Genomic DNA, 21,266 nt, shown 5'->3' on the forward strand with positions numbered 1-21,266 from the left:
TACATCTCCTCTTACAAGAACTGTTACAAGGCCTCCACCTACATGTTCTTTTCCAACTAATGTTACATTTGCTGCCTTTACCATTGCATCTGCTGCTTCGATACTTCCTACTAAACCTTTTGTTTCAATCATTCCTAATGCGTCTAATTGTGCCATTGTTTTTATCTCCTTTTTTTCTTCTTTTTTATTTTTTGTTTTATTTGATATTTCTTTTACTTCTTCTTGAGCTTTTTTTTCGTTTTCTGTTTTTTTGTTTACAGTTTCATTTTTAGCTTGTTCTTTTTTTTCAGTCATCTAAACCCCTTATCTTATAATCTCTGCATAGTCTTTTGGGCCAAGTCCTAAGGCATTTGCCTCTTCTTGGTCAATGTGACAATCAAGGTATCCATTATCTCCTACCCTGATGCTTACATTTTCTAGAATAGCTGATCTTTGTCCACCTACTCTTATGGAAACTATGTCTCCATTTTTATAACCACGAACTCTTGCTTGTTCATTGTTAAAGTGGATATGTCTTTGGGCTACTATTACACCTTCTTTAAGTATTATGCTTCCTTTAGCTCCTATAATGGTAACTCCTGGAGTATTTTCTAAATCTCCTGAAAGTCTTAAAACAGGTTTTACTCCTAGTTTAAAAGCATCTGCCCTAAGTATTTCTACCTGGCTTTGACTTCTTACAGGACCTATTATCCTTACATTTTCTATACATCCCTTCCTAGCTGCTATTGTAAGTGTTTCTTTACAAGCAAATTGACCAGGTTGTGATAGTTTTTTTATGGGTGTAAGTTCATATCCCTTTCCAAATAAGGTATCTAAGTCTTTTTGTGAAAGGTGAATATGTCTTCCTGATATACCTATAGGTATTTTGTAAAGGTCTATATTAATTTTTTCATTATTTTCTTTATAATTTTCCACTAATTTACTAAGTAACAGACTAAACTCACTCATCTATCCCAACATCCTTTCAATATCACTTTCTGATATTAGTCCTTGATTTATACCATCTTTTAGGATGTTATAGATTTGGTTTTCTGATAAAACAGCTTGGTTTTCTTTTTCTTTAATTTCTATATATTCTTTTTTTGTAGATTCTTTATTTTCTTCTACCTCTTTAACTGAATTAATACACTTTATTTCTATACCTAAGTCCTTACAAAGGTCCCTAGCTGCTGCAGTTATTAAGGTATTTTTATCAACAAAGATTTCTTTTTGATCCTTATTTTTTAAGACTTCTTCTTGGCTTATAAGTCTTTTCATTAAAACCTCCCTTAAAAATCGCAATCCTCATCTATTATTCCAACTATGACAGCATCAACAGGAATTTTACTATGAGATTCTTCTTCAAGGATTGCTCTTGCTGATGAACCTTGGGTTATTATAACCCTATCTCCCCTTCCTGCTCCTATAGTATCTACTGCTACAATTTTTTTATTTTTATCACTTCCGTCTAAAATTTCTACTAACATAAACTTTAAACCATTTAGTGAATCATATTTTCTTGTTGCCCATACATTGCCAATAAGTTTTGCGATTACCATATGTCTTTTTCCTTGCTTTTTTCTTCAATATTTCTAAGTGCTACCTTGACTTCTTCCATATCACCTACTATGGCAAGCATGACCATATTTTGAGGACAAGATCCTCTTACATCTGACACTTCTACACCACTAGTCTTATAAGCTATATCACAAGCTACGGTCATTTCTATCATCTTTCCTTGAACAAGTCCCATGGCTCCAGGGCTTTTATCAAATTTAAGCTTTGATCTGTTTTGTATTATATCAAGTGTTGCAGGACTTGGTGCCTTTATTAGCTTAATGTCCATTTTTATCATCCTCTATAAGTGAAAGAGCAATTCCAATTGGTGTTACAAACATTGGATTTGATGGTTTTAAAGTCCTTATACCAAGTTTTTTCTCAATATATTCTTCCATACCAGTTAAAAGTGCTGTACCACCTACAAGAACTATTTGATCTATGTCATAACCCATACAAGCATTATCAATTATTGAAATTATTTTATCTATTACAGCTCTTACCACAGGAAAGATTTCTTGATGTTTGTTGAAGTCTCTTTTTATCTCTTCAGCCTTATCAAAGTCTACCTTATATGCCCCTGATAAAACTAAGGAAAAGTGAGTACCTCCACTGGCCTCATCCAAAACTTTTATTACCTTATTATCCTTTATTATAGATATACCTGTTGTGCCGCCGCCTATGTCTACCACTGCTCCATTATCAAGCTTTAGGAGTGTATTTGCTGCACTTGGCTCATCTAGAACTTTTTCTGTTATAAAACCTGCGGATTCTACGACATTTTTGACAGCTCCACCGTCAATGTTTTCTGTTCCTGGAGGGATTGCACATCCTGCATAGATAAGCTCATCCCCAATTTCTTCTTCAAGCTTACTTTTAAGTTTTCTTACTATGTCACAAGCTCCTATATAATCAACTACCATCCCATCCCTTACTACTTGAGCAAATTCATAAGCACCGGCTATTGGTTTTTTATCTTCATCAAAAACACAAAGTACAATAAAGGCTGTACCTAGGTCTACACCTGTGTAAAGTTTTTTGCCCTTGGATTTTTTAGGATTTTCTATTGATTTTTCGAAATCTTTTATAACTTTATTTACATTTTCTAAATTAATAAGACTATCCTCCTTTGCTTATATTTATAAACCAGGCATATAGGATTGATGATATTTTTTCTACATCATCATCATGAATTTCTTCTAGTTTTTCTATGGCCTTATTTATACTTGTAAATGCCCTTAGGTATGGACTTATGAGATCTAGCTTTATGTATATCTCAATCGCCTCATCTTTACTAATATCTGTTTGATCGATTTTAATTTCTTTTTTCTTATAAAAGTCTAAGGCATATTGATTTATTATTAAGGCAAATTCTTGATCAAATTCTCTTATATCTAGGGCAAGTTCTTTTAGAATTAGAACTTTTTTTATATACTTCTTATCTTTAAAGACTTTATCTTCAATCTTTAAATCTTCTTTCTTTTTTATAGGCTTAGGATTTTCTTCATTTATGATTTTTATCCTAAAGTCTATGAGAAATTGTCTTGCTTGAGGAGTGAGCTTGTTTCCTTTTTTTAGTAGGTATGAGTCAAAAGGGCTTTTTTTATATTGATTTCTTAATTTATCTTCTGTTATAAAAAGCATCTTTCATCCTCAATTTCTTCTATATATTTTTTTAATTTATCGACTCCCTCACCTGTTTTTAAGGATATTTCAAATCCTATTTCACTTCCTATTGAATCTTTTATCTCTCTTAACCTATCCATGTCCTCTTTGTCATAAAGGTCGATTTTATTGATTATGGTAATGGTTTTTCTTGTAAATGTTTTGGCAAAGTTAGGTGGAATGTGGTTGTCTTTTTCATCATCAAGCATAAAAACAACTACTTTCGCTTGGTTTTGCCCGACCATTATTAAGGCATTGTTTAGGTAGGAGTTTTCTATAAAACCTTCAGGAGCTTCTATTGTCTTATCCCTATATTGAAAGTCGAGGCTTTTTTTCTTGTTTAGGTCTTTTTCTTCTATAATGGATGATAAGCTTGTTTTCCCAACCCCGTCATTTCCTATAATAAGCCACTTTAGTTTCATGATATTGTTACAGGAGACGATATAAATTTAAGCATTCTTTCAAATGTATCTTTTACTGCTTCAAGAGATTGTCTTACACTTTCATTATCTCCTTGCAAAAGAACACATCCGTTGAACCTATCTATAAAACAAATTTCCACACACGCAGCCTTTGATGCTACATCTGCTGCTATAATTGAGCTCTCTGTGGGTGTAAGTGTCATTATTCCTATGGCATTTCCCTTGTCAAGTCCAATTTTTTCGTTAACTTGTGAATCTGGTGAAGATATTAAATGAAGTAGGGTTATTTGTTTTCCTGGTACTGATTCTTGTACTATTCTTTGTAGATTTTCCATTTTCTCACCTAATGCCTTACTAAGTTTACTTCTATATTTTCTTCGTCAATCCATTTTTGAATCCTGTCAAGTTCTTCACCTGATAATCCAAATTCCCCTTCCATTTCCTTGTCCATTGGATATTCCATGTCTAGTTGTCCATACTTTCCTACTCCATATCTATGGTATGGTAGAAGATCTATTCCATCAAAGTTTTTAAAGCACTTGTAGTCTTCTAGAAAGTCTACTACTGCCATTATTTCTTCTTTGCTATCATTTACTCCTTTAAGAATTGGCATCCTTACTCTAACCTTGTGCCCATTTTCTAAGAGATAGGCTAGGTTTCTTAGGATTCTTTCGTTATTTACTCCAGTCCAATATTTGTGTTTTACAGGATCCATTTGTTTTATATCAAATAGGAATAAGTCAACATGATCTTTTATTAAATCAAGGGATTTTTGAGACATATATCCACAAGTTTCTATGGCTGTATTTATCCCATCCATATGGCTTGCTTCAAGGAGTGATTTTAGGCTTTCTGCTTGATTTGAACATTCGCCTCCTCCAACCGTAAGTCCTCCACCACTCATCAAATAAAAATCTTTGTCCTCTCTTACAATATCCATTATCTCTGATATTGTCTTATCTTCTCCAACTATTTCTATGGCATTTTGAAGGCAGGCTTTTTCGCATTTTCTACAACCTATACAAGTTATATCACGATTTATCTTATGGACTCCATTTTCCATATAGTGGATTTTCTTAGGACAAACTCCAACACAGAGGCCACAGTTTATACAAGCATTCTTCTTCATCATTACCTGGCAGTCACTTCTAAGTCCTTCTGGGTTAGAGCACCACTTACACCTAAGTGGGCAACCCTTGAAGAATATTAAAGTTCTAACTCCAGGACCATCGTGGACGTTGTATTTTTGGGTATTAAAGATTCTTGCACATCTTTCAATCCCATCTTTTTTTAAATCTACATCCATCCTTAATCCTTTCTATTATCTTAGAAATGTTCTAGCATTGTACGGCTTATAATCTCGTCTTGTACGTCCTTACATAATTCTACGAAGAATGCTGAGTATCCAGCTACACGAACTACTAAGTCTCTATGTTTTTCTGGGTGTTTTTGTGCATCTAACATTGTTTCATTGTCTAAGTAGTTAAATTGCATTTCACCATTTCCATACATACAAGCTGTACGAAGTAGTGTAACAAGAGCATTTTCTCCTTCTTTTGAATCAAGAATTCCTTTTTGAATCTTAAAGTTGTGAACCATCCCCATATTCATTGAATCATTTGCCATTTTTGATACTGACTTAATGATTGCTGTAGGACCCTTGTAGTCTGCACCTTGAGTTGGTGATATACCATCTGAAAGTGGTGTCCATGCACCACGTCCATTAGCAGAAGCTCCTGTCATTTGACCAAATGGTGTGTTGTTTGATATTGAAAGAGTTCCGTGACAAAGTCTTGAGTAAAGTGTTTTGTATTTTGCGTGTTCTCTTTCTGTAAATGTGATTATGTCATTACAAATATTATCAGCATAATCATCATCGTTACCATATTTTGGTGCATCTAGGCAGTCTCTTTTGATTTGGTCATAGCCTTCAAAGTCTGCTTTAAGTGCTTGGTTTAATTCTTCTAGTGTATATTTTTTGTCATCGTATACAAGTTTTTTAATTGCTGCCATACTATCTGCATATGTTGCAAGTCCTGACCAAACTACTCCTGGTCCGAAATTATACATTGCACCACCTGCTGATACGTCCTTTCCACTTTCCATACAGCCTTCATACATGATTGACATAAGTGGCTTTGGTGCCATATCTCTGTGTACTATTTGTGAGATTGTTGTGGCTGCTGCTGTAAGCTTTGTTATATATGAAACTTGTTCATAAACTGCTTTTTGGAATTTTTCATATGTGTCATATTGTGATAGGCTTCCAAGATCTGGTGTTACCTGTTTTCCATACCAAAGTGGAACGCCGTTGTTTAGTACAAGCTCAATTGCTATTGGCCATTGTGTATAAGATGTTGATGTCCATTGGTATAGTCTACCTGATTTTTGTGGCTCAACGCATCCCATCATACAATAGTCTCTTGCATCTTCCACACTTACACCTTTTGCAAGCATCATCTTAATGTGAGTATCATCAAAGTGACAAGCCGGAAATCCCATACCACTTCTTACTACATCTACAATCTTTCTTAGATATTTTTCTGGTGATTTGGTATGAATTCTTGTTGCAAGTGATGGTTGATATACCTTTACGTGCCTTACTGCATCCATTAAAAGATATGTTAAGTCATTAGTAGCATCTCTTCCTTCTCTTGTAACACCACCTACTGTCATGTTTACGAATGGTTGGTATCCTGCAAAGAATTTAGATGAACCTTCACTTGTAAGCCACATCATCTCACTCATTTTTATAAGCATACATCCTGCAAGTTCGAACGCTTGATAGTTATTAATTCTTCCCTCTTCGATGTCAGCTTTGTAAAATGGATACATGTATTGGTCAACTCTTCCTATTGACATACCTGTTTGATTTTCTTCTACTACAAGTAGAGATTCTATTGTAAATACTGATTGAATAGCTTCCCAGAATGTTCTAGGCTTGTGAGCTGGAACATGAGCGTTAACTTCGGCTATCTTTTCGAGTTCTCTTTTTCTTTTTGGATTAGATTCTCCTCTAGCAAGTTCTTTTGCATATTCACTCATTCTCTTAGCATAGATCATTACACCTTCTGTTGTTTCTATTACTGATTTGTAGAAGTAGATTTTGTCTATATCTTCAGGATTTGAGTAGTCTAGTTTTTCTAGGTGTTCTTTTGCTTCGTTTTGGATATCAAGCATACCCTTTTTCATAAGAATTACGTCATAACCTGGGTTTGAGTCCCCACCTCCATTTATTTGATGGTAAGAACAGTCAGATACGAATGATTCTCCTGATAATTCCCATACTCCAGCATCTCTATATTTTGCCTCACAAGCTTCGTCAAGTGATCTTCCTTCCCAATACGGAAATATTATATCTTTACAATATTGCTTGTCTTCTTCTGAAATATAGAATGGATCTTGTGGTCTATCTCCTATAGTATCAAGCTCATCTCTTAGCCATCTCCATGATATATCTGGTGAGAAGGCTCCACTTCTTGGTGCTCCACATGGTGCTCCAACTATAAGCTCTTCGTCTTGGATAACTAATGGTGCTGTTTCACAACATTTTCTAAATGATTTTGCTCTAAGAATTATTTCAGGCATTCCTGGATTTTCTTTAGCAAGTTCTGTTACTATCTTTGCTCTATGTATAGTAATAGTTGGTACTTGCTTTAAGAAATTATTTTTAAGGTCTACTAGTCTTTGAGTAGGACCATCTGGAATTTCTTCTCCTTCTGATTCAAATCCTGCATTTAAGTTTTGGCTTGATTCTGTTTTTTTATTTAATTGGTCTTGTACTTTTTCAAATAATTGACGTACACTTTGTTTTTCTTCATCAGACATGTGCTCTGTAGCCATGGCTAACTTCTTAGAAAATTCTCTTAAGTCCATTTCTCCTCCTAATAATCTTTGTTTAATGAATTTAACACTTTACTAAATAAATTTTTATCTTTTTCTATTTCTTTTTTGTTTAAAAATGAGTTTATATCATCTCTATCGCATATACCAATTTCCCTAAATTTCATAAAGTGATTTGGACTAAGGGAAGTTTGGTTGCTTCCGTCTATCTTCTTAGTTGATAAGGAGAATGATATAGGTAAATTTGTTCCTATTCCTACTGAGCCAAGTCCTGTTGGCGAATTTACTAAAACTCTTGACACTGGCTTTTTCTCTATAAATTGCTCTATTACATAAGAATCGTTTGAGTAAATTGAAAGGCTTTGACCCTTTTTATCATTTAAAATTAACTCTACACATTTTTCACAGGCGTTTAACCAGTCATTTTCTATATATAAAGAAACTATAGGGTTATATTTTTCTTTTGAATAAGGACTTGTTTCTGATACATAAGGTTTTGTAACTACAAGTATTTTTGTATCATCATCCACTTTTATCCCTGCTATATCTGCAATTTCTTTAACTGTTCTTCCTATAAGTTCTTTTCTAACCTTATGGTCTTTGTCATAGATTATCTTTTCAAGTTCCACATGCTCATCTTTTGATAAAAAGTAAGCACCATGTTTTTTAAAGCTTTCTACTGTTTTTTCATAAACATTTTCTTCAACTACTATGGATTGTTCAACCCCTGGAAGAAGACCATTATTAAAAGCCTTTGAATTTATTACTTCATAGCTTGCCTTATCAACATCACAAGACTTGTCTATAAAGACAATGTTATTTCCAACTTCTGCTTCGAAAACTTGAGCATTTTCATTTTTTATTTCTCTTTTATTATCACTTAAGATATTTTCTACAATAAAGGAAACTTTATCACTTTCATAAAGTGTTCTTTCTCCAAGTTTAGAGCCATATTCTAGTATTGATAAAGATCCCTTTGGATAGTAGAGTTCATCTTCTATCTTTATGATATCCTTAACCATCTTTGTTACTGTCTGCTTACACCTTGAATCGCTTACAATTATTACTGGATTCGCTGCTCTTGTTGCAAGATATATTGCTTGAAAACTTGTAAGGGTTGAAAGATATGGTGCTATAAAGATTAGACTTACTCCCTTTGCTAGAGCTACTTCCTTGTTATGGCCTCTTTCGACTACATCAAATATTTGAGGATAGTCCCTAAGTTCTTCATCTAAGTTATCAAGATAAAATTTAGCAAGTCTTAGTTCATCTTCACTCTTGCCATAATTCGTTTCATCAAAAGCAAGTTTTGTAAGCTTTTCCAAATTTTCATCGTAGTATTTTTTGATTTTTCCTAGTAGATAAGCTCTTGTTTTCTTATCGACTTCTAGAAGATTTTCCCTGCTATGGTAGGCTTCTTCTAGAAGAATTCTTGCTTCTTGTACAGAAAGAAGGTCAGTATCTATAACTTTCATAATTCTCCCTTTCTATACTAAGTTGTCTAAATTATATATTTCGGTTACCTTGTTAAGGTCTGGGTGAGGAGATGGTATAACTAGAGATGAATAAACTTCTGCTCCCATGGCTTCTACCGCCCTAACTCCTGCCTCAACTGCTGCTTCAACTGCTGATACGTCTCCTTTTATAAGAACTGATATATAACCACTTGCCACATTTTCGTAGCCTACTATTTCTACATCACTTGCCTTTTCCATCGCATCAGCGGCCTCAAGCACATACACTAAACCGAAAGTTTCTATACCTCCGAATGCTTGCATATTTTCTCCTAATTTTCTACTTTGTGAACTGATATAACCTTACTTACATTTGTAACCGGTCTTTTCATAACATTGTGGGCTGTAATTTTTCCAATCTTTTCGCCTTCTTTAACACCTGCTTCAACTGCACTTATACAAGATGAGACATCTCCTCTTACTATTACAGTAACAAGAGTTGAACCTACATTCTCATATGATACAAGCTTTACATCAGCTGCCTTTAACATTGCATCTAGGGCCTTAAGTGCTGGCAGCATGCCAAGTGTTTCTATAAGACCGATTGCCTGAGATTCATATTCCATATGGCACCTACTTTATATAATAATTAATCGTCTTCTTTTGTTCATCACTTGCCTTATAGTAAACTACTAACTTGTTGTCTATAAGTTCGTATGAATCCTCATCTATAAGACCGTTTTCTTTAGCTGTCATCAAACTTTCTACTATATTATCGTAATTAAAAGCTTTGTGGTCTTTATATTCACTTTCTAAAGCAAGGTAGATATCTTGAGCTGAAGCCTTGTCTACATTAGTAAAATATTTTAGTATTTCATAATTTAATGGTCTTCTCATTAATTCTTACCTCTTTTAAAATAATCAAGTGGGTTAACACTCATTATAAATATTCCAATTGCCATAAGGATTGAAGCTATCCAAGCTATTGGAGCTATTTCATATCCTGGATTTTTAAGGATTACTCCAAGTATTATCCAACAGAAGAACGGTCCCCAAAATGCATATGTACCATTACATGCCATACCTAGAGCTGCTCCACACATTGAATTTCCTTTATACCAAAAATTAAAAGATATAAATGTGAAAAATCCACTAGCAAATAATAATAAAATTGTCGGATCTGTTATGGCTTTTGTGAATAGACTTCCAATAAGTCCAATTCCTGTTCCCTCAATTAGTGCAAGTATTGGTAAAACTATAAGTAAGTTTGATAGGGCTGATGTTGATTGTCTAATTGCTATTCCAATTTCTGAATCAATCATTGATGTACCAAATCCTGCTATAACTCCTTCAAGACCCCATCCAAAAGCGGCTATAAGAGCAAGAATAATGCCAAGTAGCATTCCATCTTTAATCTCTCCTGTTAAGCTTGTTGCACCAATAAGTAGAGAAGCTATAAGACAAATTACAATACCAGCAATCATCCTAGCTGATAATTCTTGTTTTAGGATTATTCTTCCAAGAATTGCTCCAATCGCAACATTTAAACCTGCTATAGGTATTACAACTGGACCACCCATTTGCACTGCTAGGATATATGTAACTCCTGCAATAGGACCTCCGACTATGGCTGCAAATATCATTATAAGGCCTGGTTTTGTCTTAATGGTTTTAATGAAATCTCCGAATTTACCCTTTAAAAGTGAATTGCCTAATGCCCAAATAGCAGATGTTAAGTCGTTGATTCCTGTAGCAAGGGTACCTAAGATAAAAGCTAAGGTCATTTCAGATAATCCAGCTTCTCCTGAATACCAGAACTTCCATATACCATAAACTGTAGCAGTAGTGACCAAAGCTGTATAAAGACCGTAGTAAATACCAGATTGGATTCCAATATTAAGGCCTTTGGAAAAGTACTTCTTATCTAAAGCTTCTTTTGCTACACTGGCTTTTGTAGTATTTGTGTAGTTTTGTGATTTCTCCACTCTCATTCTCTCCTTCTTTCTTTAAATATTTAAAAACTATAAATGTTTTCTTTGTCTAAATAATATCAATATCCCTAAGGTTAAGGTCAAAAAAAATTCGGAAAACATTTTTTTGTTGGAATTTCAAGATTAATTGCTATTAAAAAAATTCGATAGTTTAAAAAATAACACTGAACTCTTACCTTAACGTCAAAGTTTTGACTTTTTCTAAATTTTTTTTTGCTAATATTTGTTTTTTAAATTTTTATAAAATTAATAAATTTATTAATTTCTTTAATAAACCCTTGATTAAAGCCTTATCTCACCTTCTTCCTTACTTATTTTTAAATTCTACCACAGTTGTTTTCCATCTTTTTAATAACTTTACTAAAAAAGCAATAAGCACATGATAATTTTAAGCTATCTCTCTATAGTAAGTTTATCTTTAACTATATGCTTTTTTATACCTTTACCTTAATTAAATTATCATTTAATTAAGGTAATGTATAGTTTTAATTTAAATAACTACTAAGGGTCAAACTGGCAAATAGTTATTTATAGATTAAATACTTTAAGTAAACGTTTTTCTAGGTGTTTTTTACATCCCTTTTAAGGACTTAAGTTAGGATAGATACAACTTCATTTCTCTTATTATATAGTGATAAATAATAACTATAAATATCAATTCTCTTTTATTAAGTGGTTTAATTTCTTTATAAAAACTTTTAACAATTATTCTTCCTAAAGAATTTATAATATTCTACCTCCTGTAAAATTGAATCATTAATTTTAGGAATTATTTGTATCTATATTAACATAATCTTCCTTCTATCCCCTATAATTTATCAATAATTCTTCTTTAGATAGGTATTTTAAATAATTTCGTTTAGCCTGATTTATAGCTTATTCTCTTTGAAATTTCGTCAATATTAATAATAAAATAAAAAATTAAAAATACCATATTTATATAAACTTACATAAAAGTATGAATCGTTTTACAAAGTTGCCAAATAAGTTTATAGGGAAATCTAGACCATTATTCTCTAATTTTAAGATTTTAAATTATTTATAAAAATCATAATTTTAATTATTACAAATAAAAAGCATCGACAAAATCAATAATTGCCGATGCTTTGAACAATCTTTTCGACTGATCTTATAATTTTTTATTTCATTGCGTCTTGAATTTTTCCTGCTGCTTCTACTACTTCTTTGTGCCAATCTTCTACTGATTTGTCCCCATTTGCTACTGAGTTTATAGAATCAAATATTATTTTAGTCATATCTACTCCCTCTACTGATGGCGCTGCTGTCCATCCACCTAAAGCTGCTTTTACGCCATTTTCATAGATAGAATAGTAGGATTTTTTAACTTCATCTTTAAGCATACCTTCTGCACCTTCTATAGGTTGAACTGCTCCACCATTTTCAGCAAAAGCTTTAGCTGCTTTGTCTGAGTATAGGAAGGCTACGAATTCTTTTGCAAGTTCTTTTTCTTTAGCATCCTTAGGGATAAATCCTTGCTCAAAGAATGAGTATGCATATCTTTCACCATCTTTATTAACTTTTGGAAGTGGCATTAGACCCCATTCGAAATCTTTTGCAACACCTTCAGCATCTTTCATCTCTTCTACAACCCATGTACCATTTGGCATAAATAATGATTCATTTTTCATAACTTGTAGTTGGTTTTTAGTAAATGATTCATTATTTGCTTGAGCTACTGTGTCCTTATTTACATATTTAAGAATTTTGCCTGTGTTTTCAAAATATGGTGTAGCTTCATTTTCCCAAGCATCTTTGTCATAGCTCATAAGTTTATCAAATAATTTTTGTCCACCTATATCATAAAGCATGGCAAATGTGAATGTATCAAAGTATCCTGTTGTAGGATATGTGAATAATGCTATACCATCTTTTTTAGCTTCTTCACCAAGTTTTATAAAGTCATCCATTGTTTCTGGAAGTTCATATTTTCCACCACCTTCTTTAAACATTGCCTTGTTGTACCAAAGTCCTGTTGGTGAATAGAATAATGGGGCAAGATATGTTTTTCCATCTCCATATGGATTTGTTACTGCTGTATCTAAGAAACCTGGGATTATTTTTTCTCTTACTGTTTTATCTTCTCCAGGTACTTTCTTATCAAGAACATCTGTAATCTCATCCACCATGTTTTCTTTAACCATTGTTTCTGTAAGTGCTGATTCTGTTCCCACAGAGTGATAAATAAAGTCTGGTGAATTTCCAGCTTGGATTTCTGGTCTAATAACATCTGCTATATTTTTTTCGAATTTAGCTTCAACTTTAGCACCAGTTTCTTCTTCAAAGTCTGCTATAACTTTTTTCCATCCTTCGGTACCATAACCTGAATCAAGACCTGCTATAGTTAAAGTTTTTCCGCTAAAAGCCTTTTCACCACTAGATTCGTTACTTCCCGCATTACTTGTAACGTTTTCTTTTGAAGTATCTTGATTTGATGCCTTATCGTCAGCTTTATTGTTCCCACCACAAGCTGTTAGGGCTAAAGCTGCAGCTAACGCTACCAATCCTGCTTTTATTTTTTTCATAATTTCCTCCTAATATGGTAATTACCTTTTTCATTATTATATAAAGTCTTTTCAATTTTGTCAAGAAATAAAGTAAACATTTTCATAATCTCTTAAAGATTCAAATGTTTAAAATAGTTAGTATTAAAGATTTTGTTGATGAAAAAGGAAAACAATACTTTCAAATAAATATCTCCTCCTTACTGCTTTGTCTAGTAAAGAGGGGATTTATCATAAATCCCTAACAGTTTTTATTATTATTGTTGGTAAGCTGACTCATAAGTTTGTTTGAAAGATTCCAATTCCTTATCCAAGTCTACATTTTCTGGATTTGAGAATATTTTTTCAAGGAAGGATTGGGTATCATTGTAGGCTTGTTGGCTACCTGGTTCAACTACTCTTGTATAAAGTTCTTTTGTTGCTTCACCTATGATTGGGGCAACTTTTGAGTCGGAATTTTTATAGGCATCATCTTTTATAGCAGATTGTCTTACTGGTATATATCCAGTATCAAGTCCAAATTGGATTTGACTGTCTTTTTCTGTTAAGAATTTCAAGAATAGGTATGCTGCAGTTTTTTCTTCCTCTGTTGCATTGTTAAACATGTAGATATTTGTACCTTGTTGAACAGATTTCTCTGCTGGATATGCTGCTGCTTCATATTCAAATTTACCTTGAACTCCATCTTTTACATACACTTCACCTGCATTTGAACCAATATAGGCTCCTACTTGTTCATTTGCAAATGGGGCTGACATATATTTGTCACTTCCTGCAATTCTAAAGTATCCTTCTTTTATACCATCTAGATAATAGTTTATAGCCTCTTTTGATACATCACTTGTTACATCAAGTTTTGAATCCATCTTGATTCCTTTATTCTCAAGGTAGGTTTGATAATAGTTTGAAAGCGAGTCAAATCCTACTCCAGCAATTCCCTTCTCATCGTGAATTTTCTTTGCTACTTCCTTTAGTTCATCGTAATTTCTTGGAACCTTAAGTCCTAATTCATCAAACAATGACTTATTGTACCAAAAGATTTCTGTAGACTTATTGAAAGGAAGGGCCATTATTTTGCCATCTTTTTCTACTTCATTTCTTAAGCCTTCCACTATGTCATCATAGTTATCAAATTTCAATTTTTCATTTTCTATATAAGGTTTTAGATCTTGAACTAATCCCCCATCTATAAATTGTACCATCCAGTCTGGGTAAGCTTGAGTTATAGTTGGAAGTTGGTCAACTGATTGCATAGTTGCTGTTAGTTTTTGATTTAAATCCTTGTAGGCTGCTTGATTTTGAAGATTTACCTTGATATTAGGATTTTTTTCTTCAAATTCTTTTACCAATTTTTCTAATGCTTCACCTTGGCCACCACTCATCGCATGCCAAAAAGTGATTTCTACCTTCTTGTCTTTTAGGTCTTCAACTATTGTACTTTCCTTTTTCTCAGTACTAGCATTACTAGCATCATTTGATGCAGTATTAGCCTTTTCATTTCCGCCACAGCCTACTAATACGCCTAATGATAAGGCTAGTGCCAAAGAAGTTTTTAGAATTTTTTTGATTTTCATACTTTCTCCTTACAAAATAATTTCTTCTCCATCATAGGGAGCATATCCCCTATCTTTGAATCTACTTCTACTATCATTATATACCCATTCTGGATTTTTAGAGTGAATTGTGAATAACTTTTTAGGATTAATTTTCTCTATTATATAATTTATATCCTCTGTAGGAGCATGACCAGAAGTTTTCATAATTAAAACTTTAATATTAAATTTTTCTAATTTTTTCATAAAAGGCATATATTCCGGATCATAGTCTCCCAAAGGTTCTGCATCTGTGTGAATATAAATACCTCCTTTAAAAAATTCTCCCAAATCTACATCATCTTTTCTAATTTGTAAAAGATAAGAAGATTTATTTTTTACAATATCATCTAAATTGATTTCTAAGTCTTTATCTAGTTTATAGTCATAGTCCCTATCTTTTATATAGTAGAGATTAAGACCTAGAACCTTTTTTATGGTATAAGCATTGTATTCAGAAAAAACAAGTTTTCTTATATCCCTAAGATTTTCTATAAGCTTCTTTATTCTTTCAAAATTTCCTTGATAGTAGTTAAATAAAATAGGTCTATTCTTATTTTTTTTAATTACCTTTACAATATTTTCAATAAGTTCAGCTTCAACTATCTCAGCTTCATCTTCTCCTAGCCTATTAAACGAAAAGCTTACTCCCTCAGTTATAAGATAGTCTGAGTTTTGAGCATGTTTTATGAAGTTTTCACTATCTTTTCTTCTAAAGCCATGAAGTCTGATATCTCCAGTATAAGAGATTTTCTTATCGAAAGTTTTTATAATAAAACCACAAGCTCCAAAACCATCATGATCAACTCTTATAAATTGAACTTCTATATCTCCTATTTGAACGATATCGCCATAGTCTACTCCCTCAATATTTCTAATATATCCTTCTAACTTTTGATTTTTACTAAATGGATAGACAAATTTATTATTTATTGATAAGGCCTCTAATGCTTTCTTGGAATCTTTGGAGCAGTAAACTTTTATCTTAGGATTAGTATAGTTTATCAAAGATGTATGGTCTAGATGAATATGGGAAAAAAACAAAGCTTCATTTTCATAATAATAGTCATCTTTTACCATATCCTTACTACTTGCATTTTTATCATAAAGACCATCTACATAAGCACAAAGATTGTTTTCTATTAAATCATCTAAATCATTTATCACAATTTCCCTGTTAAATAGGGCTCCTAAATCAAAAAATATCCTTGATTTTTTATATTTTATTTCTATAAGAGTTCCCCCTATGGTATGAGTTCCCTTATGAAAGACTATTCTTGTCCTATCCTTTGATTCCACCATATGAAACTCCTTCTAGTATTCTCTTTCTAAACAAAAAGTAAAGGATAAGTATTGGAAGAATTGTTATTGTTGAAGCTGCCATTTGAAGATGAATTAGGGAACCTGCCTCTGTTGCAAAAGCTGATAGACCATTTGAAATCATCCTCATCTCCTTTGAGTTTGTAACAAGGATTGGCCATAAAAATGAATTCCAACCTGTTATGAAATTTAATAATCCTATGGTAAATAAGTTTGACTTAGACATAGGTATCATAACCTTTCTGATAAATTCAAAGTCGCTTGCTCCATCTACCTTGGCAACATTGTAATATTCTTTAGGGATAGAATTTAGAAATTGTTTAAGGTAGAAGATATAATAAACACTTGCCATAAAGGGAAGAATTAAAGCAAGATAGGTATCTATTAGTTTAATGTTTGCAATTGTTCTAAAATTTGTAAAAACTACTATTTCAAAAGGTATCATCAATAGTGATATGAGAAAGGTTTGAAGGGCATTTTTGTATTTAAAATTCATAAAGTTTAAGGCAAAAGCTGCTAGTGTTGTTGTAACTAGGGTTGCTATAGTATTTATACTTGTTACAAAAATTGTATTTAAAAAGTATCTAGCAAAAGGTGCAACCTTCATAGCCTCAGAGTAGTTTTTAAAGTTTAAGCCTTTTGGTATCAAAGTTGGCGGTATAGATATTACTTCTTGGTAAGTCATTACTGATGATAAAATCATGTAGACAAAAGGAAAGAGAGTAATAATTGCCATTAGTATTACAAATATATATTGAAATAATTTACCTATTTTTTTCATTTAGTCCTCAAGCTTTCTAAATATTAGCCTTTGAATAAAGGTCAATATTAACAAAAATATAAACAAAATTACAGCTGCAGCCATAGCTTGACCATACCTATTTTCTACATAAAACTTATTAAATATATAAAATACTGCAGTAACCAACCTATTGCCAATACCTGCCGAACCATTAAAGAGGGCAAATATTTGGCTATAAACCTTAAAGGCACCTATAAAACTTGTTATAGTTAGAAAAGTCATAATAGAGTTAAGTTGAGGTAGGGTTATTTTGACAAATTGCTCAAATTTGCTTGCACCAAAGGTTTCAGCAATTTTATAGTAGGATTTATCTATACCCCTAAGTCCTGCAAGAATTATTATTATGTTAAAAGCCAAACTATTCCATATACCAAACACAATTAGGGCTGGCATGTTGTAATTTGGGTCATCTAGGAAGTTATATGGTCCAAGCCCTACCTTCTCTAAAAGAAAGTTAATTATACCATATTGGCCATTAAATAAATACCTAAATACAATACCTATAGCTATAACAGAAGTAAGATAAGGAATAAAAAATATTGTTTCAAAAAACTTCGCTCCCTTAATCTTAGTATAAAGAATTAGGGCAATTATCATAGCTATAATAATTGAGCCTGGCACTACCGTTATGGCATATATAAAAGTATTTTTCATAGCTAAATGAAATTGTGGATCTTTTAAAACATAGGAAAAGTTTGAAAGACCAAGGAATTCTGGATTTAGTATATTGTTTGACTTCATAGCCATAGTAAATGTCCTAATCAAAGGGTATACATTAAATATTAGTATAAATATAAGAGCAGGCAATAAATAAAGCCAAGCCTTAGGTGAATTTTCGGCCTTATATTTGAATCTGTTTTTCATCAGTAGACTCTCCTATCATCCTTATCAAATATATAAATTGAAGGATAATCTATGGAAAGATTGATCCTATCACCCTCATTTATCAAAATATTGGAATCTACCAAAAGCCTTGATTTCTCATTATCTAAATCAAAATGGACAATCATATATCTTCCTATCATCTCAATTGATATAACTTCTACAGGAATTCCTCCCTCACTTATCTTAAGGTGTTCTGGTCTTATGGCAAGGGTATAATCTTCACCACTTTTAAACTCTTCTCTAAATCTACTATTTTCTAGCTCAGATAATTTAATAGAGAAATCTTTTGTAATCAAAGAGTTTCCATCAAAGCTTGCCTTATATGTATTGATTATAGGAGTTCCTATAAATTTCGCCACAAAAAGATTGGCAGGATTTAGGTATAAGTTTTGTGGAATATCAACTTGTTGAATTATCCCCTTATCCATAAGAGCTATATAGTCAGAAATAGATAAGGCCTCTTCTTGATCATGTGTTACAAAAACTGTAGTTACCCCAAGTTTTTTTACAATCGATCTAATTTCTTCACGAATCTTTATCCTAAGCCTTGCATCTAGGTTACTTAAAGGTTCATCTAAAAGTAAGATTTTAGGATTTTGTACAAGAGCCCTTGCTATAGCAACCCTTTGTTGCTGCCCACCTGAAAGTGCCTTAGGCTTTTTGTCTTTTATATCAGAAATATCAGTAAGATCTATATATTTTTGAGCAATCTTAACAGCCTCTTGTTTTTTTATTTTATTGCTTCCAACTGTAAGTGGAAATATTACATTTTCCAAAACACTCATGTGTGGGTAGAGAGCATAGTTTTGAAATACCATTCCAATATCTCTATCTTTAGGATGCTTATTAATTACTGATTTTCCATCAAACTTTATATCACCCTTTGTAGGGTCCAAAAGTCCTGCAACAATATTTAATATTGTAGATTTCCCACAACCACTCGGTCCTAAAAGTGACATTAAAGCTCCTTTAGGAACCTCTAAGTCAACACTTTTAAGAGCTTCGTATCCATTCTCATAAACCTTGTTTAATTTTTCAATTTTTATCATATAAACCTCTTATAAATTTTATCCCTTATAACTTAATACTAAAATATTAATCTTATAATAACTATAAAAGCGGGTACTTAAATAATATAGCAAGCATTACGAGCATAAGGGCAATTGCTATGACTGTGAAAGATTCTATTTCTTTTCTTAAGGATATTATAATAAGTCCTATGGATAAAAGAAAGGAAAAGAAGTAAATTTCCTTAAAGTTTAAACCAAAAATAAAACCATATCCAAGGGATAAAACAGCCATAAATAAGGACAAATATAGGTTAACTTTCCTTCTGTCTAATATAAAATTAAGCATAAATATTACAAATAATGCTGTAAATATAGGCCAAATAAAGTCCATACTATCCCCCTTTTCATGTTTTAATTATATCATAATAAAAATATGTAGTATAATTTAGTCAAAGGAGTGGATATGAAATTAGATAAAAATTTATATAAAGAATTAGAAGAAATATATGACAAAGACCCGTCAAATAAAATAATATCAAATGCCATCTCAAATGTTGGAATAAGAGAAGCATCTTTAAATAAAAATGTAATAAATAAACATAATTTTATTTTCTCTAATGAAATTAAAACAAATGATGTCACAGACCAAAAGAAAACTGGTAGGTGCTGGATGTTTGCAGGTCTTAATATGATAAGAATGAAAATTGCAGAGAATCTAAATATGGAAAACTTTGAGCTTTCTGAATCATACCTTTACTTTTTTGACAATATGGAAAAAACTAATAGGTTCTTACAAAGAATAATTGATACAAAAGATTTGGACATAAAGGACAGAAGGGTTGAAGATGTACTTTTCTCAGAACCAAACGATGGTGGATACTTTGAATTTTTTTACTATCTTATAAAAAAATATGGAATAGTTCCAAAAACAGCTATGGGAGAGCTTTTTAATTCTCAAAATTCTTTCTATATGTTTTATACTTTAGAAAGAGCCTTAAAGAAAATAGCTGTGGATATAAGAAAGTCTGATGATAAAAAAGAAATTGAAGATTTAAGAAAAAAAGGCCTATCTTATGCCTATAATATTTTCACCAAATCCATAGGAAAACCAGTAGAAAAATTTGATTTTAAATACTATGATAAAGATCATAAATATCACATAGAAAAAGATATGACCCCAAAGCTATTTTTCGAAAAATATGTGGGAGACTTTTTTGATAACAAGGTAAAACTATTAAATGATCCAAGACATCCTTATAATAGGGTTCTAGTGGATACAATGTCCAAAAACGCAGTAGACCTAGAAGATTTAAAGGGAATAAACATCGACATGGATACCATGAGTAAAATTGCTCAAAAATCTATAAAAGACGGAGAAACCATGTGGTTTGCTTGTGATGTTGATATAAATGAGGATAGGGAAAGTGGAATCCTAGACGAAAACTTGTTCAACCTAAAAGATACCTTCATAAACTATGAAGATATGACTAAGGCTGAAAGAATAGACGCAAGATTTTCAACAGCTTGTCATGCGATGAACCTTACAGGCTTTGATAAGAGAGGAAAAAAAATAAATTATTGGAAAATAGAAAATTCTTGGGGAGATGAAAATGGCCACGATGGATATTTTTCAATGACTGATGAGTGGTTTAGAGAAAATACTTTTGAGATAATAGTAGACAAAAAATATCTAACACAAAAAGTTTTAAAAGCAATGGATAAAAAAGAAATTGTTTATGATGAGTTTGATCCTATGTATAGGATGCTTAAAAATATAAGATAGTTCTAGAAATAATTTTAATTTAAGCCTATATTTTGATTTGAATTTGGACCTTTTAAGGTCCTTATTTATTTGAGTTTTAGCTTAATCATTAATATTTAAAGTCCATTATTAACTATATTTTATAATAGATAGTAATATTCATACTTCACTTTTTTGGCTTAGGAAAAAAATATTATATTAATTATTGTTTTAAAAACAAAAATAAAAATTTAAATAGAGTTTGAATTTAGATGACTTTTAAAGTATAAAGCCCTTATTCTTCTACTCTAATATGAATAATGAATTATAGAATTAAAAAACATAATTATAATTTTAGGAAATAAAAAAAGCATCAACAATATCAATAATTTCGTGAGTTTGTCGATGCTCTTAGAGAATCCAAAGACTCCTCTTTTTTCATATTTAATTTTTCTCATAACAAGTTTTGTCTTATATATTTTT

General features: G+C 31.9%; 24 protein-coding genes. 1 reads left to right on the forward strand and 23 read right to left on the reverse strand.

Translation table 11 applies throughout. The features are described from left to right. The 23 genes from SOR60_RS09810 to SOR60_RS09920 form a co-directional block, all read right to left on the reverse strand. The coding region (locus SOR60_RS09810; RefSeq protein WP_278682307.1) for a BMC domain-containing protein at positions 1–156 on the reverse strand (156 nt) is incomplete at its 3' end. Positions 157–303: 147 nt separating this feature from the next. Further along, entirely contained in the window at positions 304–948 is a 645-nt protein-coding gene (locus SOR60_RS09815) for a phosphate propanoyltransferase (protein ID WP_320595842.1), read from the reverse strand. Continuing rightward, positions 949–1,257, reverse strand: coding sequence for a hypothetical protein (locus SOR60_RS09820; RefSeq protein ID WP_320595843.1), 309 nt, complete (start codon positions 1,255–1,257; stop codon positions 949–951). Positions 1,258–1,268: 11 nt separating this feature from the next. Continuing rightward, positions 1,269–1,538, reverse strand: a complete 270-nt coding sequence (locus tag SOR60_RS09825) for a EutN/CcmL family microcompartment protein (protein WP_154540020.1) — start codon at positions 1,536–1,538, stop codon at positions 1,269–1,271. After that, positions 1,532–1,825: a BMC domain-containing protein gene (locus SOR60_RS09830; RefSeq protein ID WP_154540018.1), complete on the reverse strand. Its 294-nt coding sequence runs from the start codon at positions 1,823–1,825 to the stop codon at positions 1,532–1,534. Before SOR60_RS09830 ends, SOR60_RS09825 begins: the two co-directional genes overlap by 7 nt. Then, on the reverse strand, positions 1,815–2,651 hold the full coding sequence (gene eutJ, locus SOR60_RS09835) for an ethanolamine utilization protein EutJ (protein WP_176269765.1): 837 nt from the start codon (positions 2,649–2,651) through the stop codon (positions 1,815–1,817). The genes SOR60_RS09830 and eutJ overlap by 11 nt, the downstream gene beginning before the upstream one ends. Positions 2,652–2,655: 4 nt before the next feature. Continuing rightward, on the reverse strand, positions 2,656–3,180 hold the full coding sequence (locus SOR60_RS09840; protein ID WP_176269719.1) for a cobalamin adenosyltransferase: 525 nt from the start codon (positions 3,178–3,180) through the stop codon (positions 2,656–2,658). Next, positions 3,168–3,623: a EutP/PduV family microcompartment system protein gene (locus tag SOR60_RS09845; protein ID WP_154540014.1), complete on the reverse strand. Its 456-nt coding sequence runs from the start codon at positions 3,621–3,623 to the stop codon at positions 3,168–3,170. The genes SOR60_RS09840 and SOR60_RS09845 overlap by 13 nt, the downstream gene beginning before the upstream one ends. After that, the gene (locus tag SOR60_RS09850; protein ID WP_320595844.1) at positions 3,620–3,958 is read right to left on the reverse strand and encodes a BMC domain-containing protein; all 339 of its coding nucleotides are present in this window, start codon (positions 3,956–3,958) and stop codon (positions 3,620–3,622) included. Before SOR60_RS09850 ends, SOR60_RS09845 begins: the two co-directional genes overlap by 4 nt. Before the next feature lie 8 nt (positions 3,959–3,966). Further along, positions 3,967–4,929 (reverse strand): choline TMA-lyase-activating enzyme, encoded by a 963-nt coding sequence (gene cutD, locus SOR60_RS09855; protein ID WP_154540010.1) that lies wholly within the window; start codon positions 4,927–4,929, stop codon positions 3,967–3,969. Positions 4,930–4,949: 20 nt separating this feature from the next. Beyond that, positions 4,950–7,499, reverse strand: a complete 2,550-nt coding sequence (gene cutC / locus SOR60_RS09860; protein WP_320595845.1) for a choline trimethylamine-lyase — start codon at positions 7,497–7,499, stop codon at positions 4,950–4,952. 8 nt (positions 7,500–7,507) lie between these two features. Next, the gene (locus SOR60_RS09865; protein ID WP_320595846.1) at positions 7,508–8,941 is read right to left on the reverse strand and encodes an aldehyde dehydrogenase family protein; all 1,434 of its coding nucleotides are present in this window, start codon (positions 8,939–8,941) and stop codon (positions 7,508–7,510) included. 12 nt (positions 8,942–8,953) lie between these two features. Beyond that, a complete protein-coding gene (locus tag SOR60_RS09870; RefSeq protein WP_154540004.1) occupies positions 8,954–9,244 on the reverse strand; it encodes a BMC domain-containing protein in 291 nt (96 codons plus the stop codon). 8 nt (positions 9,245–9,252) lie between these two features. Beyond that, positions 9,253–9,546 (reverse strand): BMC domain-containing protein, encoded by a 294-nt coding sequence (locus tag SOR60_RS09875; RefSeq protein ID WP_154540002.1) that lies wholly within the window; start codon positions 9,544–9,546, stop codon positions 9,253–9,255. Positions 9,547–9,553: 7 nt separating this feature from the next. Then, positions 9,554–9,817, reverse strand: a complete 264-nt coding sequence (locus SOR60_RS09880; RefSeq protein WP_154540000.1) for a hypothetical protein — start codon at positions 9,815–9,817, stop codon at positions 9,554–9,556. Next, the gene (locus tag SOR60_RS09885) at positions 9,817–10,911 is read right to left on the reverse strand and encodes a DMT family transporter (protein ID WP_154539998.1); all 1,095 of its coding nucleotides are present in this window, start codon (positions 10,909–10,911) and stop codon (positions 9,817–9,819) included. The genes SOR60_RS09880 and SOR60_RS09885 overlap by 1 nt, the downstream gene beginning before the upstream one ends. 1,139 nt (positions 10,912–12,050) lie before the next feature. Next, positions 12,051–13,454, reverse strand: coding sequence for a carbohydrate ABC transporter substrate-binding protein (locus SOR60_RS09890; protein ID WP_320595847.1), 1,404 nt, complete (start codon positions 13,452–13,454; stop codon positions 12,051–12,053). Positions 13,455–13,690: 236 nt separating this feature from the next. After that, complete coding sequence (locus SOR60_RS09895; RefSeq protein WP_320595848.1) at positions 13,691–15,007, reverse strand: ABC transporter substrate-binding protein; 1,317 nt, start codon at positions 15,005–15,007, stop codon at positions 13,691–13,693. Positions 15,008–15,016: 9 nt separating this feature from the next. Further along, the gene (locus SOR60_RS09900) at positions 15,017–16,327 is read right to left on the reverse strand and encodes an MBL fold metallo-hydrolase (protein ID WP_320595849.1); all 1,311 of its coding nucleotides are present in this window, start codon (positions 16,325–16,327) and stop codon (positions 15,017–15,019) included. Next, positions 16,308–17,126 carry a carbohydrate ABC transporter permease gene (locus SOR60_RS09905; RefSeq protein ID WP_320595850.1) on the reverse strand — a complete coding sequence of 273 codons (819 nt, stop codon included), beginning with the start codon at positions 17,124–17,126 and terminating at the stop codon, positions 16,308–16,310. Before SOR60_RS09905 ends, SOR60_RS09900 begins: the two co-directional genes overlap by 20 nt. Next, positions 17,127–18,011, reverse strand: coding sequence for a carbohydrate ABC transporter permease (locus SOR60_RS09910; RefSeq protein WP_176269712.1), 885 nt, complete (start codon positions 18,009–18,011; stop codon positions 17,127–17,129). Further along, positions 18,011–19,081: an ABC transporter ATP-binding protein gene (locus tag SOR60_RS09915; RefSeq protein WP_320595851.1), complete on the reverse strand. Its 1,071-nt coding sequence runs from the start codon at positions 19,079–19,081 to the stop codon at positions 18,011–18,013. Before SOR60_RS09915 ends, SOR60_RS09910 begins: the two co-directional genes overlap by 1 nt. Positions 19,082–19,142: 61 nt before the next feature. After that, entirely contained in the window at positions 19,143–19,433 is a 291-nt protein-coding gene (locus SOR60_RS09920) for a hypothetical protein (RefSeq protein WP_320595852.1), read from the reverse strand. A gap of 72 nt (positions 19,434–19,505) precedes the next feature. Between SOR60_RS09920 and SOR60_RS09925 the strand changes: the two genes are divergently transcribed. Next, complete coding sequence (locus SOR60_RS09925) at positions 19,506–20,825, forward strand: C1 family peptidase (protein ID WP_320595853.1); 1,320 nt, start codon at positions 19,506–19,508, stop codon at positions 20,823–20,825. The last annotated feature ends 441 nt before the right edge of the window (positions 20,826–21,266 follow it).

Origin of the sequence: Anaerococcus porci, from assembly GCF_034090325.1 — a bacterium.
GTDB lineage: Bacteria > Bacillota > Clostridia > Tissierellales > Peptoniphilaceae > Anaerococcus > Anaerococcus porci.

What these genes read in the sequence shown, in the direction of transcription:
- SOR60_RS09925 (WP_320595853.1), top strand. Translation starts at nt 19,506, where the DNA reads ATGAAATTAGATAAAAATTTATATAAAGAATTAGAAGAAATATATGAC.
- SOR60_RS09890 (WP_320595847.1), bottom strand. Translation starts at nt 13,454, where the DNA reads ATGAAAAAAATAAAAGCAGGATTGGTAGCGTTAGCTGCAGCTTTAGCC.
- SOR60_RS09915 (WP_320595851.1), bottom strand. Translation starts at nt 19,081, where the DNA reads ATGATAAAAATTGAAAAATTAAACAAGGTTTATGAGAATGGATACGAA.
- SOR60_RS09850 (WP_320595844.1), bottom strand. Translation starts at nt 3,958, where the DNA reads ATGGAAAATCTACAAAGAATAGTACAAGAATCAGTACCAGGAAAACAA.
- SOR60_RS09865 (WP_320595846.1), bottom strand. Translation starts at nt 8,941, where the DNA reads ATGAAAGTTATAGATACTGACCTTCTTTCTGTACAAGAAGCAAGAATT.
- SOR60_RS09830 (WP_154540018.1), bottom strand. Translation starts at nt 1,825, where the DNA reads ATGGACATTAAGCTAATAAAGGCACCAAGTCCTGCAACACTTGATATA.
- SOR60_RS09845 (WP_154540014.1), bottom strand. Translation starts at nt 3,623, where the DNA reads ATGAAACTAAAGTGGCTTATTATAGGAAATGACGGGGTTGGGAAAACA.
- cutD (WP_154540010.1), bottom strand. Translation starts at nt 4,929, where the DNA reads ATGGATGTAGATTTAAAAAAAGATGGGATTGAAAGATGTGCAAGAATC.
- SOR60_RS09820 (WP_320595843.1), bottom strand. Translation starts at nt 1,257, where the DNA reads ATGAAAAGACTTATAAGCCAAGAAGAAGTCTTAAAAAATAAGGATCAA.
- SOR60_RS09880 (WP_154540000.1), bottom strand. Translation starts at nt 9,817, where the DNA reads ATGAGAAGACCATTAAATTATGAAATACTAAAATATTTTACTAATGTA.
- SOR60_RS09840 (WP_176269719.1), bottom strand. Translation starts at nt 3,180, where the DNA reads ATGCTTTTTATAACAGAAGATAAATTAAGAAATCAATATAAAAAAAGC.
- SOR60_RS09895 (WP_320595848.1), bottom strand. Translation starts at nt 15,007, where the DNA reads ATGAAAATCAAAAAAATTCTAAAAACTTCTTTGGCACTAGCCTTATCA.
- SOR60_RS09920 (WP_320595852.1), bottom strand. Translation starts at nt 19,433, where the DNA reads ATGGACTTTATTTGGCCTATATTTACAGCATTATTTGTAATATTTATG.
- SOR60_RS09910 (WP_176269712.1), bottom strand. Translation starts at nt 18,011, where the DNA reads ATGAAAAACAGATTCAAATATAAGGCCGAAAATTCACCTAAGGCTTGG.
- SOR60_RS09870 (WP_154540004.1), bottom strand. Translation starts at nt 9,244, where the DNA reads ATGCAAGCATTCGGAGGTATAGAAACTTTCGGTTTAGTGTATGTGCTT.
- SOR60_RS09815 (WP_320595842.1), bottom strand. Translation starts at nt 948, where the DNA reads ATGAGTGAGTTTAGTCTGTTACTTAGTAAATTAGTGGAAAATTATAAA.
- SOR60_RS09905 (WP_320595850.1), bottom strand. Translation starts at nt 17,126, where the DNA reads ATGAAAAAAATAGGTAAATTATTTCAATATATATTTGTAATACTAATG.
- cutC (WP_320595845.1), bottom strand. Translation starts at nt 7,499, where the DNA reads ATGGACTTAAGAGAATTTTCTAAGAAGTTAGCCATGGCTACAGAGCAC.
- SOR60_RS09885 (WP_154539998.1), bottom strand. Translation starts at nt 10,911, where the DNA reads ATGAGAGTGGAGAAATCACAAAACTACACAAATACTACAAAAGCCAGT.
- SOR60_RS09875 (WP_154540002.1), bottom strand. Translation starts at nt 9,546, where the DNA reads ATGGAATATGAATCTCAGGCAATCGGTCTTATAGAAACACTTGGCATG.
- SOR60_RS09825 (WP_154540020.1), bottom strand. Translation starts at nt 1,538, where the DNA reads ATGGTAATCGCAAAACTTATTGGCAATGTATGGGCAACAAGAAAATAT.
- SOR60_RS09900 (WP_320595849.1), bottom strand. Translation starts at nt 16,327, where the DNA reads ATGGTGGAATCAAAGGATAGGACAAGAATAGTCTTTCATAAGGGAACT.